Source organism: Frigidibacter sp. MR17.14, assembly GCF_037095735.1.
GTDB lineage: Bacteria > Pseudomonadota > Alphaproteobacteria > Rhodobacterales > Rhodobacteraceae > Frigidibacter.
Genome location: NZ_JBAWKD010000001.1, coordinates 609,504 through 622,864 on the forward strand (window position 1 = coordinate 609,504; position 13,361 = coordinate 622,864).

At 68.9% G+C, this 13,361-nt stretch carries 13 protein-coding genes; 10 read left to right on the top strand and 3 right to left on the bottom strand.

Annotated elements, in window-relative coordinates; all coding sequences use genetic code 11:
• From acpS to V8J36_RS02965, 5 genes are all read left to right on the top strand, one after another.
• Nucleotides 1-405 (top strand): holo-ACP synthase, encoded by a 405-nt coding sequence (acpS, locus tag V8J36_RS02945; RefSeq protein ID WP_336465749.1) that lies wholly within the window; start codon nt 1-3, stop codon nt 403-405.
• A gap of 114 nt (nt 406-519) precedes the next feature.
• On the top strand, nt 520-1,311 hold the full coding sequence (gene lepB, locus V8J36_RS02950; protein WP_336465750.1) for a signal peptidase I: 792 nt from the start codon (nt 520-522) through the stop codon (nt 1,309-1,311).
• Nucleotides 1,308-1,991, top strand: a complete 684-nt coding sequence (gene rnc / locus V8J36_RS02955; RefSeq protein WP_336465751.1) for a ribonuclease III — start codon at nt 1,308-1,310, stop codon at nt 1,989-1,991. Before lepB ends, rnc begins: the two co-directional genes overlap by 4 nt.
• Nucleotides 1,991-2,944, top strand: a complete 954-nt coding sequence (gene era / locus V8J36_RS02960; RefSeq protein ID WP_336465752.1) for a GTPase Era — start codon at nt 1,991-1,993, stop codon at nt 2,942-2,944. Before rnc ends, era begins: the two co-directional genes overlap by 1 nt.
• Nucleotides 2,934-3,275, top strand: coding sequence for a DUF1491 family protein (locus V8J36_RS02965; protein WP_336465753.1), 342 nt, complete (start codon nt 2,934-2,936; stop codon nt 3,273-3,275). The genes era and V8J36_RS02965 overlap by 11 nt, the downstream gene beginning before the upstream one ends.
• Here V8J36_RS02965 and V8J36_RS02970 read toward each other — a convergent pair.
• Entirely contained in the window at nt 3,233-3,919 is a 687-nt protein-coding gene (locus V8J36_RS02970; RefSeq protein ID WP_336465754.1) for a Pr6Pr family membrane protein, read from the bottom strand. The two genes, V8J36_RS02965 and V8J36_RS02970, sit on opposite strands and share 43 nt — an antisense overlap.
• A gap of 102 nt (nt 3,920-4,021) precedes the next feature.
• Between V8J36_RS02970 and recO the strand changes: the two genes are divergently transcribed.
• Nucleotides 4,022-4,747, top strand: a complete 726-nt coding sequence (gene recO, locus V8J36_RS02975) for a DNA repair protein RecO (RefSeq protein WP_336465755.1) — start codon at nt 4,022-4,024, stop codon at nt 4,745-4,747.
• 233 nt (nt 4,748-4,980) lie between these two features.
• Nucleotides 4,981-6,201 carry an MFS transporter gene (locus tag V8J36_RS02980; RefSeq protein WP_336465756.1) on the top strand — a complete coding sequence of 407 codons (1,221 nt, stop codon included), beginning with the start codon at nt 4,981-4,983 and terminating at the stop codon, nt 6,199-6,201.
• A gap of 2 nt (nt 6,202-6,203) precedes the next feature.
• Here the strand turns inward: V8J36_RS02980 and V8J36_RS02985 are convergent, their stop codons facing one another.
• Nucleotides 6,204-7,868, bottom strand: a complete 1,665-nt coding sequence (locus V8J36_RS02985; RefSeq protein WP_336465757.1) for an acyl-CoA dehydrogenase family protein — start codon at nt 7,866-7,868, stop codon at nt 6,204-6,206.
• Between the two features lie 176 nt (nt 7,869-8,044).
• Between V8J36_RS02985 and V8J36_RS02990 the strand changes: the two genes are divergently transcribed.
• The gene (locus V8J36_RS02990; RefSeq protein ID WP_336465758.1) at nt 8,045-8,812 is read left to right on the top strand and encodes a sulfite exporter TauE/SafE family protein; all 768 of its coding nucleotides are present in this window, start codon (nt 8,045-8,047) and stop codon (nt 8,810-8,812) included.
• A 139-nt stretch (nt 8,813-8,951) separates the two neighbouring features.
• On the opposite strand, the gene V8J36_RS02995 is transcribed toward V8J36_RS02990, so the two are convergent.
• Nucleotides 8,952-10,550, bottom strand: coding sequence for a phosphoenolpyruvate carboxykinase (locus V8J36_RS02995; protein ID WP_336465759.1), 1,599 nt, complete (start codon nt 10,548-10,550; stop codon nt 8,952-8,954).
• Between the two features lie 358 nt (nt 10,551-10,908).
• On the opposite strand from V8J36_RS02995, the gene V8J36_RS03000 reads away from it, so the two are divergent.
• Nucleotides 10,909-11,613, top strand: a complete 705-nt coding sequence (locus V8J36_RS03000; RefSeq protein ID WP_336460559.1) for a response regulator transcription factor — start codon at nt 10,909-10,911, stop codon at nt 11,611-11,613.
• 10 nt (nt 11,614-11,623) lie between these two features.
• Nucleotides 11,624-13,345 carry a sensor histidine kinase gene (locus V8J36_RS03005; protein ID WP_336465760.1) on the top strand — a complete coding sequence of 574 codons (1,722 nt, stop codon included), beginning with the start codon at nt 11,624-11,626 and terminating at the stop codon, nt 13,343-13,345.
• Nucleotides 13,346-13,361 lie beyond the last annotated feature (16 nt).

Below are 13,361 nucleotides of genomic sequence, written 5' to 3' on the forward strand. Positions count from 1 at the left end.
ATGATCCTCGGGATCGGCACCGACCTTGCCAACATCGAACGGATCGAGACGACGCTGGCGCGCTTCGGCGACCGGTTCCGCAACCGCGTCTTCACCGAGGCCGAACAGGCCAAGGCCGAGGCGCGGGCCGATGTCGCGGGAACCTATGCCAAGCGCTGGGCGGCGAAGGAGGCCTGTTCCAAGGCGCTGGGCACCGGGCTGCGCATGGGCATCTCATGGAAGGACATGGCCGTCACCAACCTGCCGACCGGGCAGCCAGTGATGGCGCTGTCGGGCTGGGCGGCCGAGCGGCTGGCGCAGATGACTCCGCCCGGCCACGAGGCGGTCGTGCATGTCACCCTGACCGACGACCACCCCTGGGCGCAGGCCTTCGTGGTGATCGAGGCGCGTCCCCTGCGCGGCTGACACGCGCCGGATCGCTTGTGCGTGAACGGGGCGGGCCCGGATTCGGGGCCGGGAAACTTGACTTGCGCCCCCCCGGGCCGCATGAAGCGCCGGTATCCATCTGAGGCGGCGGGCATGGCGAGCAGGACCAAGGAAAAGCGCGGCGAGGGCATCCTCGAGACGGTGAAGACCGTTGTCTACGCGCTGCTGATCGCGGGCGTGTTCCGCACCCTGTTCTTCCAGCCGTTCTGGATCCCCTCGGGCTCGATGAAGGACACGCTGCTGATCGGCGACTTCCTCTTCGTCAACAAGATGGCCTACGGCTATTCCAAGTATTCCTGCCCCTTCGCGATCTGCCCGATCTCGGGGCGGCTCTTCGGCTCGGAGCCCACGCGCGGCGATGTCGTGGTCTTCCGCCATCCGGCCAACGGTTCGGACTTCATCAAGCGGCTGATCGGCCTGCCGGGCGACACCGTGCAGATGCGCGACGGGCTGCTCTACATCAACGGCCAGCCGGTCGAGGTCGAGGATGCCGGCACCTTCACCGAGATCATGGAGCCGCAGGGCCCGCAGGGCCTGCGCCCGCGCTGCGCCAACGGCCCGGTCGGCGACGGTGCCGTCTGCGAGAGCGAGCGCCAGATCGAGACGCTGCCGAACGGCGTCAAGCATGATATCCTCAACATCGGCACCGGCTGGGCGGACAACACCCCGGTCTTCACCGTGCCCGAGGGCGAGTATTTCTTCATGGGCGACAACCGCGACAACAGCCAGGACAGCCGCTTCGCGCTCGCCTCGGGCGGGGTCGGCACCGTGCCGGCCGAGTTCCTGATCGGCCGCGCCGACCGCATCATCTTCTCGTCCGCCGGCCGCAGCCTGTTCTACTTCTGGACTTGGCGGAGCGACCGCTTCTTCAAGGCGATCGAGTGAAACGCGCCGCCGACCTCTCCGATTTCGAGAAGCGGCTTGGACATGCCTTCGCGCGGCCCGAACTTCTGGTTCGGGCCGTCACGCATTCCTCGATCGCCTCCGAGACCCGCCCCTCGAACGAGCGGCTGGAATTCCTGGGCGACCGGGTGCTGGGCCTGACCATCGCCGAGGCGCTGTTCAAGGCCGACCGCGGCGCCGCCGAGGGCCAGCTGGCCCCCCGCTTCAACATGCTGGTCCGCCAGGAAAGCTGCGCCGAGGTCGCGCGCGAGATCGGGCTGGGCGAGGTGCTGCGCCTTGGCCGCTCCGAGATGATCTCGGGCGGGCGGCGGAAAGAGGCGCTTCTGGGCGATGCTATGGAGGCGGTGATCGCCGCCGTCTACCTCGATGCGGGCTTCGAGGCCGCGCGCGCGCTGGTGCTGCGGCTCTGGGGTGCGCGCATCGAGGCCGTCCCGGACGAGGCGCGCGACGCGAAATCGGCGCTGCAGGAATGGGCGCAGGCCCGCGGGCTGGCGCTGCCGGCCTACAAGGTGATCGCCCGCGCCGGCGCCGACCATGCGCCGGTCTTCACCATCGAGGCCCGGATCGCCACCGGTGCCACCGCCACGGCCGAGGCCGGATCGAAACGCGCGGGCGAACAGGCCGCGGCCGCCGCGCTGCTGGCGCGACTGGAGACCGAGTGATGCAAGACGACCCCCAGGGCGAAGGCCCCGCGACCCCGGCCGAGGACGGCCCGACCAAGGCCGGCTTCGTCGCCCTGATCGGCGAGCCGAACGCCGGCAAGTCGACGCTGCTTAACCGGATGGTCGGGGCCAAGGTCTCGATCGTCACCCACAAGGTGCAGACCACCCGCGCCCGCATCCGCGGCATCGCGATGCAGGACCGCGCGCAGATCGTCTTCATCGACACGCCGGGCGTCTTCCGGCCGCGCCGCCGACTCGACCGGGCGATGGTCGCCGCCGCCTGGGGCGGGGCCGCCGATGCCGACGTGATCGTGCTTCTGATCGAGGCGCATCGCGGCCTGACCGAGGGCGCGCGCGAGGTGATCGCCGCCCTTCAGCAGCGGCTTGGCACCCGGCCGGTCGCGCTGGCGATCAACAAGATCGACAAGGTGAAGGCCGAAACCCTGCTGGCCCTGGCCGAAGAGGCCAATACGCTGCTGCCCTTCTCGAAGACCTTCATGATCTCGGCCGAAAAGGGCTACGGCGTTCAGGACCTGAAGGAATGGCTGGCCGAGCAGATCCCGCGGGGCCCGTGGTTCTACCCCGAGGATCAGATCGCCGACCTGCCGATGCGGATGATCGCGGCCGAGGTCACCCGCGAAAAGCTGACCCTGCGCCTGCACGAGGAAATCCCCTATCAGCTGACGGTCGAGACCGAGAAATGGGAAGAGCGCAAGGACGGCTCGGCCCGGATCGACCAGATCGTCTACGTCATGCGCGATGGCCACAAGGGCATCGTGCTGGGCAAGGGCGGCGAGACGATCAAGGCCATCGGCGCGCAGGCCCGCGCCGATCTGACCGAGTTCATGGGACGCCCGGTGCACCTGTTCCTGCAGGTGAAGGTGCGGCCCGACTGGCTCGAGGAGAGCGAGCGCTACAGCGAGATGGGGCTCGACTTCAAGGATGGCAACTGACGCGCGTCTGGCCACCCATGTCTGGGTCGGCGCCTGGCTGACCCGGGCGCGGCTGGCGGGCCTGCCGGTCTATGTCACCGCGCATGGCCATGACGAGGGCGGCGCGGTGATCGTGAAATGCGCGACGCTCGACGGACGCGCCACCGCCTGGCACCGTAGCTGGGACCTGATGAGCGGCACCCGCGCCTGGGTGATCTTTGCCGAAGGTGACGAGCGCGAGGTCGATGCCGCCCTTGCCCGCGCCCGGTCGCGCGACCCCGACCTCTGGCTGCTCGAGATCGAGGACCGTCAGGGCCGCTCGCTGCTGGACGAGCCGGGGCTCTCGGACTGATCGAGCCGGCGCGCCAGCGCGATCAGCGCGGCCGCCAGAAGCAGATAGACCAGCGTGATCGCCAGCGCCGCCACCGCCACGCCGAAGGCCCCGCGCTCGCCGAGGTTCAGGAAGGGATAGGGCGCACGCTCTCCCGCCGCTTGGCGCAGAAGCGACATCACGAGGTAGCCCACCGGAAAGGCCGCCCAGCCGGGGAACATCCGCATCGTCAGCCCCGCCTTCGGCACGCAGGCCAGCCACCAGACCGCCACCGCCAGCGGCGTCGCGCCGTGCATCGCCTGCGCCACCCACCAGCGGAATCCCTCGGGCGTCCAGGCCGGCGCCAGCACCAGGTAATAGACCAGCGCCATCACCAGCGCCGACAGCACCAGCCCCGCCCCGGTCCGCGCCCGCACCCGCCCGCCAAGCGCCGCCCACAGCAGCACGCCGGCCGCGAAGGCGACCGTCAGGTTGGTGAAGAACCGCGTCATCCCCCAAAGCGCCGCCAGCACGTCGCCCTCGCGCCGGGCAAGGTTGATGTCGAACTGCCCCGCCAGCCCCGCCAAGGCGACGACCGCGCCAAGGGTCGCGATCAGCCGGGCCCGCATCTCGGGGACCGTGCGGGAAAGGCTCTGACTTCCGGGGACTTGCGAGGGCAGCGTCATGGCCCGATCCTGACATGGCATGGACGATCCGGCGAGGGGTCGCGTCTGGACAGCCCCCCGCCCTCACCCGATAGTGACGGGCCTTGAAGGTCGGGTGAACGGATGGACTGGCGCGAAGAAGGACTGCTGATCTCGGTCCGCCCGCAGGGCGAGACCTCGGTGATCATCGAGGTCTTCACCCGCGACCGCGGCCGTTACGCGGGCCTGGTGCGCGGCGGCATCTCGCGCAAGATCGCGCCGCACCTGCAACCCGGCACCCAGCTCGACCTCAGCTGGCGCGCCCGGCTCGAGGATCAGCTCGGCCATTTCACCATCGAGCCGCTGGCCTCGCGCGCCGCGATCCTCTCGGACCGGCTGGGGTTGATGGGCCTCAACGCGGTCTGCGCGATGCTGCGCTTCACGCTGGCCGACCGCGACCCGCACCCGCTGCTCTACACCCGCACACAGACGCTTCTCGACCAGATCGCCGCCGGCCGGGACTGGCCCCCCGCCTATTTGCTGTGGGAGATGGCGTTGCTGGAAGAGCTCGGCTTCGGGCTCGACCTCGCGCGCTGCGCGGTGACCGGCGCCCGCGACGACCTCGCCTATGTCAGCCCCCGCACCGGTCGCGCCGTCAGCCGCACTGCCGCCGGCGACTGGGCCGCGCGCCTGCTGCCGCTGCCTGCCGCGCTGATGGGCCAGTCCGCCGCCACCCCGGCCGAGATCTCGGACGGCCTGCGCACCACCGGCCATTTCCTCGACAGCCGCATCGCCGCCGAGCGCGGCCGCCCCCTGCCCGAGGCCCGCCACCGCCTCGTCGAAGCCCTCGCCCGCCGCACCGCCCCCTGACCCCCCCGCCCCTGCGCCTTTCGGCTCGGCCGAAGCACTCCGGGAGAACGCGGCACGGCCGGGGCGGAGCCCCCTCTTCCCGTTTTCGCATTGGCTCAAATATCCCGGGGGGCCGCGGCACGCGGCGGGGGCAGAGCCCCCTCCCCCGGCGTCAGCCCAAAACCGACCTCCCGGCGTCGCCCGCAGATCAGCGCACCGCCCCGATCCGGCGTTTCCCTCGGCCAGAGGAGATCATGGCCCACAAGTACCTTCCCACCCTCTTGCGTCACGTGCCCCTGCCCGGGGTGCGCGCCTTCGCCACGCTCTACGCGCTCGACAGCGCGGTCCGGGCGATGCTGGTCTCGGTCTGGCCGATCGCCATGTACCGCGCCATCGGCTCGGCGCAGGGGATGAGCCTCGCCTATTTCGCGATCGGCTGCCTGTCGCTGGCGATCGGGCTGATGGTGCCCTGGGCCGCGCGGTTCATTCCCCGCCGCTGGCTCTATTCGGCGGGCTGCGCGCTCCATCTGGCCGGCCCCGGCCTCGCGATCTTCGGGCCCGAGGCGACGATCCCGTTGGCGCTGCTGCTGTCCACCGCCGCCACGGTCACGGTCTTCGTCTGCCTCAATGCCTATGTGATGGACTACATCCAGCGCGCCGATCTCAGCCGGGGCGAGAACCTGAAGGTGTTCTACTCGGCCCTGCCCTGGACCGTCGGACCGATGGCCGGGATCTGGCTGCACGGGATCTGGGCGCCGCTGCCCTACCTGATCACGATCGGCTTCTCCGTGATGCTGACGGCGGTGTTCTGGCGGTTGCGGCTGGGCAACGGCAAGCAGATCGCCCGCGCCCGCGGCCCGGCGCCGAACCCGCTGGCCTATCTGGGGCGGTTCATGCGCCAGCCGCGGCTGGTGGCGGGTTGGCTCTTCGCGGTGATCCGCAGCTGCGGCTGGTGGGTCTATGTCGTCTATCTGCCGGTCTTCTGCATCGAAACGGGCCTTGGCGAGCAGACCGGCGGCATCGCCCTGTCGCTGACCAACCTGATGATGTTCGCAGCCCCGCTGATGCTGCGCTGGGTCACCGCGCGGGGCGTGCGCATCGCGGTGCGCAGCGGTTTCGCCGCGTCGGGCGGGCTGTTCCTGCTGGCGACCTTCGGCGTCCTCGCGCCGCCCGTGGCGCTGGTGGCGCTCTTCGCCGCGACCTTCTTCCTGATCTTCCTCGACTGCTGCGGCGGCCTGCCGTTCCTGATGGCGGTCAAGCCCTCGGAACGCTCGGAGATGGCGGCGGTCTATTCCAGCTTCCGCGACGTCTCGGGCATCCTCACCCCCGGCCTCAGCTGGGCGGTGCTGGCCGTGACCCCGCTGGCCGGCGTCTTCGCGGCCTGCGGGCTCGCGCTGATCGGTGCCTTCGCCATCGCGGGCCGGCTGCACCCGCGGCTCGGACAGCCGCGGCGGGGCAGCCCCGCCACGGCCTGATCTCAGTTCGACCCGTCGAGCAACCGGCGCGCGATCACCTGCGCCTGGATCTCGGCCGCGCCCTCGAAGATGTTGAGGATCCGCGCATCGCAGAGGATCCGGCTGATCGTGTATTCCAGCGCGAAACCGTTGCCGCCGTGGATCTGCAGCGCATTGTCCGCCGCCGCCCAGGCGACGCGGGCGCCCAGAAGCTTCGCCATCCCGGCCTCCAGGTCGCAGCGCCGGTCGTGGTCCTTCTCCCAGGCGGAGTGATAGGTCAGCTGCCGGGCGATCATGATCTCGACCGCCATCATCGCAAGCTTGCCCGAGACGCGCGGGAACTCGATCAGCGCCTTGCCGAACTGCTTGCGATCCTCGGCATATTTCATGCCGACCTCCAGCGCCGCCTGCGCCACGCCGATGGCGCGGGCCGCGGTCTGGATCCGGGCGCTCTCGAAGGTCTGCATCAGCTGCTTGAAGCCCTGCCCCGGCACGCCGCCCAGCAGGTTCTCGGCCTTCACCTTGAAGCCGTCGAAGCCAAGCTCGTATTCCTTCATGCCGCGATAGCCCAGCACCTCGATCTCGCCGCCGGTCATGCCGGGCGTCGGGAACGGGTCCGCGTCGGTGCCGGGCGTCTTTTCCGCCAGGAACATCGACAGGCCGCGCCAATCGGTCGTGTCCGGCTCGGTCCGTGCCAGCAGCGTCATCACATGGGTGCGCGCGGCATGGGTGATCCAGGTCTTGTTGCCGGTCACCTCCCAGCCCGCGTCGGTCTTCACCGCCCGCGTGCGCAGCGAGCCGAGGTCCGAGCCGGTGTTGGGTTCGGTGAAGACGGCGGTGGGCAGGATCTCTCCGCTCGCCAGCTTCGGCAGCCACTGCGCCTTCTGCTCGGGCGTGCCGCCGCACAGGATCAGCTCCGCCGCGATCTCGGACCGGGTGCCAAGCGAGCCCACCCCGATATAGCCGCGCGACAGCTCTTCCGACACCACGACCATCGAGGCCTTGGACAGCCCCAGCCCGCCGAATTCCTCGGGGATCGTCAGGCCGAAGACACCCAGTTCCGCCAGCTCCTCGATGATCTCCATCGGGATCAGCTCGTCCTTCAGGTGCCACTCATGGGCATTCGGAACGACGCGGTCCTCGGCATAGCGGCGGAACTGCTCGCGGATCATCTCCAGATCCTCGTCCAGCCCGGTGACCCCGAAGGTCGCGCGCCCGTGGTTCTCGCGCATCAGCGCCACCAGCGCCCCGCGCGCGGCGGGTGTGTTGCCACCGGCGATCAGCCTCGCCGCGGCCTCGCCCGGCGCCCAGTCGAGCCCGAGGTCGGACAGCCGCGCCGTCTCGCCCTGGCTCATCGGGATGCCGCCGGCGATCTGCGACAGGTATTCGCCGAAGCCGATCTGCAGGATCAGCCGTTCCATCGGACCGAAGCTTCCGGCCTCGGTCAGCCGCCCGGCCCAGGCGTTCAGCTGGCGCAGCGCCTCGGTGTAGGTGGCAAGCCAGGACAGGGCATGGGACTCGAACTGGCGCTCTTCCAGCTTCGCGCCGGACACCCTCCCCCCGGCCGTCACCTCGGCGGACAGCGCGACCTTCGCGCGGTCGAACAGCGCCTCGACCTCGGGCAGGGCCGCGCCCGCCAGTGCGAGGGCGTCGATCTCGGCCAAGGGCCGTGCTCCATCATGGGCCATGTCTTCCTCCCCGGAATCGCATGCTGCAACTGCATCATGCCATAGGGCGGGCAAATCCGTCACGCAAGTAGATTTCACATTAATAGGACTTTTGGACCGATTGTTGCGCACGCAATCGGCTCTGGTCGGCGATGCCCCCGGTTGATAGGTCTCTGCGGCAACCCGAGGAGCATCCGATGCAGGCATTGACCGGCGGTCTCGACCCGGCCGCCTTCGCGCTGGCGCTGGCGATCACGCTGTTCGCCGGGGTGATGAAGGGCATCGTGGGCTTCGCGCTGCCGCTGATCATGGTGGCGGGTTTCGCGGGCTTCATGCCGCATAAGCTGGCGATCGTGGCGATCCTGCTGCCGATCCTGGTGACGAACGCGCAGCAGGCGCTGCGCGACGGCCCCGGCCCGATGAAGCTGGCGATGCGCGATTATGCGCGGCTGCTGGCGGCGATGGTGGTGATGCTGCTGGTCTCGACGCAGCTGGTGCGCTTCGTGCCGGAGCGCGCGGCCCTTCTGGTGCTGGCGATCCCGATCACGCTCTACGCCGCGATCCAGCTGGCGGGGGTGCCGCTGACGGTGCCGCTGCACCATCGCAACCGGGCGCAGTGGATTTCCGGTGCGGTGGCGGGGCTCTATGGCGGGCTGTCGGGGGTCTGGGGCCCGCCGATCGTCGTCTACCTGCTGTCCGCCGGGACCGAGAAGCGCGCGATGCTGCGCGCGCAGGGGATGCTGTTCCTGCTGGGCGGGGCGGTGGCGATGGCCGGGCACTGGATCGCCGGCACCCTGACCTGGCAGGCCTTCGTCTTCTCGGCCGTGCTGACCGTGCCCGCGGTGCTCGGCACCCGGATCGGCGACCGCCTGCTGGACTACGTCGATCAGGCCCAGTTCCGCCGGTTCAGCCAGCTCCTGCTGGTGGTCGCGGGCCTGAACCTGCTGCGCCAGGCCGTCCTCTAGCGCGCCGCCGGTCAGCCGCGCCCGAGCGCGGGGGGCGCGGGGGGGGAGCTCGCCCCCCGACCCCGTTTCCGGCCCACCGGCACAAAGGGGGCGCGACCTCGCGATCGCGCCCCCCCGTTCATTGCCGTTCCCGAGACGCTCAGCCGATGGCGGCGGCGCGGACGTCGTCGTCGATGTGGTCGACATACTGGGCGAAGTTTTTCGAGAACATCTCGACCAGCTTGGCGGCCTGCGCGTCATAGGCGGCCTTGTCGGCCCAGGTCGAGCGGGGGTCCAGCAGGCCCGCATCCACGCCGGGGACATCGACCGGAACCTCGAAGCCGAAGTTCGGGTCCTTGCGGAACTGCACCTTGTTCAGCGAGCCGTCGAGGGCCGCGGTCAGCAGCGCGCGGGTGGCCTTGATCGGCATCCGCTTGCCGGTGCCGTAGGCGCCGCCGGTCCAGCCGGTGTTCACCAGCCAGCAGGTGGCGCCGGTCTCGTTGATCTTGGCCTGCAGCAGCTTGCCATAGACTTCCGGGCGGCGCGGCATGAAGGGCGCGCCGAAGCAGGTCGAGAAGGTCGGGATCGGCTCGACCACGCCCACCTCGGTGCCCGGGGTCTTCGAGGTGAAGCCCGACAGGAAGTGGTACATCGCCTGCGCCGGCGTCAGCCGCGCGATCGGCGGCAGCACGCCATAGGCGTCGCAGGTCAGCATGATCACGTTCTTCGGCGCGCCGCCGAGGCCGGTCTCCGACGCGTTCGAGATGTAGTCGAGCGGATAGGCGCAGCGCATGTTCTGCGTCAGGCTCGAGTCCTCGAAGTCCAGCTCCAGCGTCTCGGGGTCGTAGACCATGTTCTCGATGACGGTGCCGAACTTCTTCGTGGTCGCGTAGATCTCGGGCTCGGCCTCGGCCGACAGCGAGATGGTCTTGGCGTAGCAGCCGCCCTCGAAGTTGAAGGTGCCGCTCTTGGTCCAGCCGTGCTCGTCATCGCCGATCAGCGTGCGCGAGGGATCGGCCGACAGCGTGGTCTTGCCGGTGCCCGACAGGCCGAAGAAGACCGCGGTCTCTTCCGGGTTGCCGATCGCGTGGTTGGCCGAGCAGTGCATCGGCATGACGCCCGCTTCCGGCAGCAGGTAGTTCAGCAGCGTGAAGACCGACTTCTTGTTCTCGCCGGCATACTGGGTGCCGCCGATCAGGATCAGCTTCTTGTCGAGGTTGATCGCGATCACGGTGCCCGAGCGGCAGCCGTGCTTGGCCGGGTCGGCGGTGAAGCTCGGGCAGTTGATGATGGTGAACTCGGGCGCGAACCCGTCCAGCTCGCTGCGCTCGGGGCGACGCAGCAGGTGGCGGATGAACAGGTTGTGCCAGGCCAGTTCGGTCACCAGGCGAACGTCCAGGCGGTGGGCCGGGTCGGCGCCGCCGAAGAGATCCTGCACGAAGTAGTCCTTGCCCTTCATGTGCGCCAGCATGTCGGCATAGAGCACGTCGAAGGCCTCGGGCTTCATCGGGGCGTTGTTTTCCCACCAGATCTTGTCTTCGACCGCCGGGGTGCGGACGACGAACTTGTCCTTGGGCGAGCGGCCGGTATGCGCGCCGGTCGAGACGAGGAAGGTTCCGCCAAGGCCCAGCTTGCCCTCGCCGCGCTGCACGGCGATCTCGACGAGCGCCGGCTCCAGCAGGTTGTAATAGACGTTGCCCAGGCCGCTGATGCCCTGATCTTCCAGTCGTTGCGCCGGATTCACGCGTCCGATGGTCATATGCAAGCTCCCGAAGCCGCGGTGCGGCTCTCCAAAAGTCATCAAGGCGACGCGCGGGCCAGGCACGCCGGTCGGCCCCTGAAACAGGGGAAGACCCATCCGCTATACCATGACAGAACCTTGAAGAAACCCGTCGTTTTGGTGGGTTAGCGCAACCAGACACGGTTTAGCGCAATCATTCCGCCGCCCTGTGCAGAATTGTGCTATGGGTAAAGTGAGACATATTAGTCGAACCTTGGGAAAAACGTGGTGGGCTAGGTCCGGCGAAGACGCTCGATTCGTAGTTAGCCGTTGATTCCCCCCGGGGGACAAGGGACAATGTGGCAAAAAACAGGCAGAGCAGTATCGGGGAATGCCCATGTCGCGTATCGCACTGGTCGATGACGACCGTAACATCCTGACTTCCGTGTCGATGACGCTGGAAGCCGAGGGTTTCGAAGTCGAGACCTACAACGACGGGCAGGCCGCACTGGACGCCTTCAGCAAGCGACTGCCGGACATGGCGGTCTTCGACATCAAGATGCCCCGGATGGACGGCATGGACCTGCTGCAGCGCGTGCGGCAGAAGACCAACATGCCGGTGATCTTCCTCACCTCGAAGGACGACGAGATCGACGAGGTGCTCGGCCTGCGCATGGGCGCCGACGACTATGTCAAGAAACCCTTCTCGCAGCGCCTGCTGGTCGAACGCATCCGCGCGCTGCTGCGCCGGCAGGAAGCGCAGACCGGCGGCGTCGACATCCCGGTCACCGAAGAGAACAAGGTGATGGTCCGCGGTCAGCTGACCATGGACCCGCTGCGCCACTCGGTCAGCTGGAAGGGCCGCGACGTCTCGCTGACCGTGACCGAATTCCTGCTGCTGCAGGCGCTCGCCCAGCGCCCCGGCTTCGTCAAGAGCCGCGACCAGCTGATGGACGTCGCCTATGACGATCAGGTCTATGTCGACGACCGCACCATCGACAGCCACATCAAGCGCCTGCGCAAGAAGATGCGGACCGTCGACGATGACTTCTCGGCGATCGAGACCCTCTACGGCATCGGCTACCGCTACAACGAGGAGTGACGCGGCGGCCATGACCATCGCTCACCGCCCGAACGAGGCCGGGATCAAGTCGAGCCGCGACAGCGGACTCGTGCTGGGCGAAGACTGGGTCAACGCCGGTCTCGAGTCCGAAGACGAACTGCGCGAGGGCCGGGCCCGGCGCAGCTTCCTGTCGATCAACCGCTCGCCGCTGGCGCGCAAGATTATCACCTTCAACCTCATGGCGATGATCGTGATGGTCGCCGGGGTGCTGTTCCTGAACCCGTTCCGCGACAGCCTCGTGGCGCAGCGCGAGCGCGACATGGTCGGCGAGACGCGGCTGATCGGCAGCGTGGTCGAGGCGCGGCTCGGCCAGTCGCCCGATGCCGTCTGGACGCGCGAGACGCTGGAGCAGACGCTGGGCAGCATCGAGCTGCCGCAGGGCGCCACGCTGTTCCTCTATGACACCAAGGGCGCGCTGCTGACCTCGAGCCGCCAGGTCGCGACCCGCGCCGCGGCCCCGGTGCCGGGCCTGACCGGCAACCACCGCCCGACCGCGATCACCGATTTCCTCGGCTCGGTCTGGGACGGGCTCGCGGGGCTTCTGGCCCCCCGTGTCAGCGCCCCCACCGGCGTCGACCTGCACTCGCTGGCCGGAGAACTCGCCGCAGAGGCGCTGCAGGGCACCACGCAGGTCCGCAACCTGCGCGACGGGGACGAGGGCACGATCTTCGTCGTCTCGGAACCGGTGCGCAGCGGCGACCGGGTGATCGGCGCGATCTCGGTCTCGTCGCAGGCCGGCGCGATCGACGCGCTGGTGCGGGCAGAGCGCGAGCAGGTGCTGGAGATGTTCATCATCGCCATCATCGTCTCGGTCGGGCTCAGCCTCGTGCTGGCCTCGACCATCGCCAACCCGCTGGCCGACCTCGCCATTGCCGCCGAGCTGGGCCGTGACCGCAACGCCCGCAAGATGAGCCCAGGCCGCGTCCGCATTCCCGACCTCACCGGCCGCCCGGACGAGATCGGCCGGCTGTCGGGCGCGATGCGCGGCATGGTCACCGCGCTTTACGACCGGATCGACGCGAACGAGCAGTTCGCGGCCGATGTCTCGCACGAGATCAAGAACCCGCTCGCCTCGCTGCGGTCTGCCGTGGGCACCATGCGCGTGGCCAAGCGCGACGACCAGCGCGAGAAGCTTCTGGAAGTGATCGAGCATGACGTGCGCCGGCTCGACCGGCTGGTCAGCGACATCTCGAACGCCTCGCGCCTCGACAGCGAACTGGTGCGCGACGAGGAAGAGGAATTCGACCTTCTCCGCACCATCGGCAACATCAACGAATACCTCTCGCAGCAGGCGACCGAGCGCGGGGTGGACTACATCACCGACCTGCCGCAGGGCCCGATCCGCATCACCGGGCTGGAAGGGCGGCTGGCGCAGGTCTTCGTCAACCTGATCACCAACGCCATCTCGTTCTGCGAAGAGGGCGACGCCGTCCGCGTCTGGGTGCGCAAGCGCGACAACCGGGTGCTGGTCGTGGTCGAGGACACCGGGCCGGGCATCCCCGACCAGGCGCTGACCAAGATCTTCAAGCGCTTCTATTCCGAACGTCCCCCGGGCCAGTTCGGCGAGCATTCGGGCCTTGGCCTCGCCATCTCGAAACAGATCGTCGAGGCGCATGCCGGCGTAATCTGGGCCGAGAACATCCGCCCGACCGATGCCGACATCACCTCGGAACCGCTGGGCGCCCGCTTCGTGGTCGGCCTGCCGGTCTGATGCGGGGCTGAGCGCG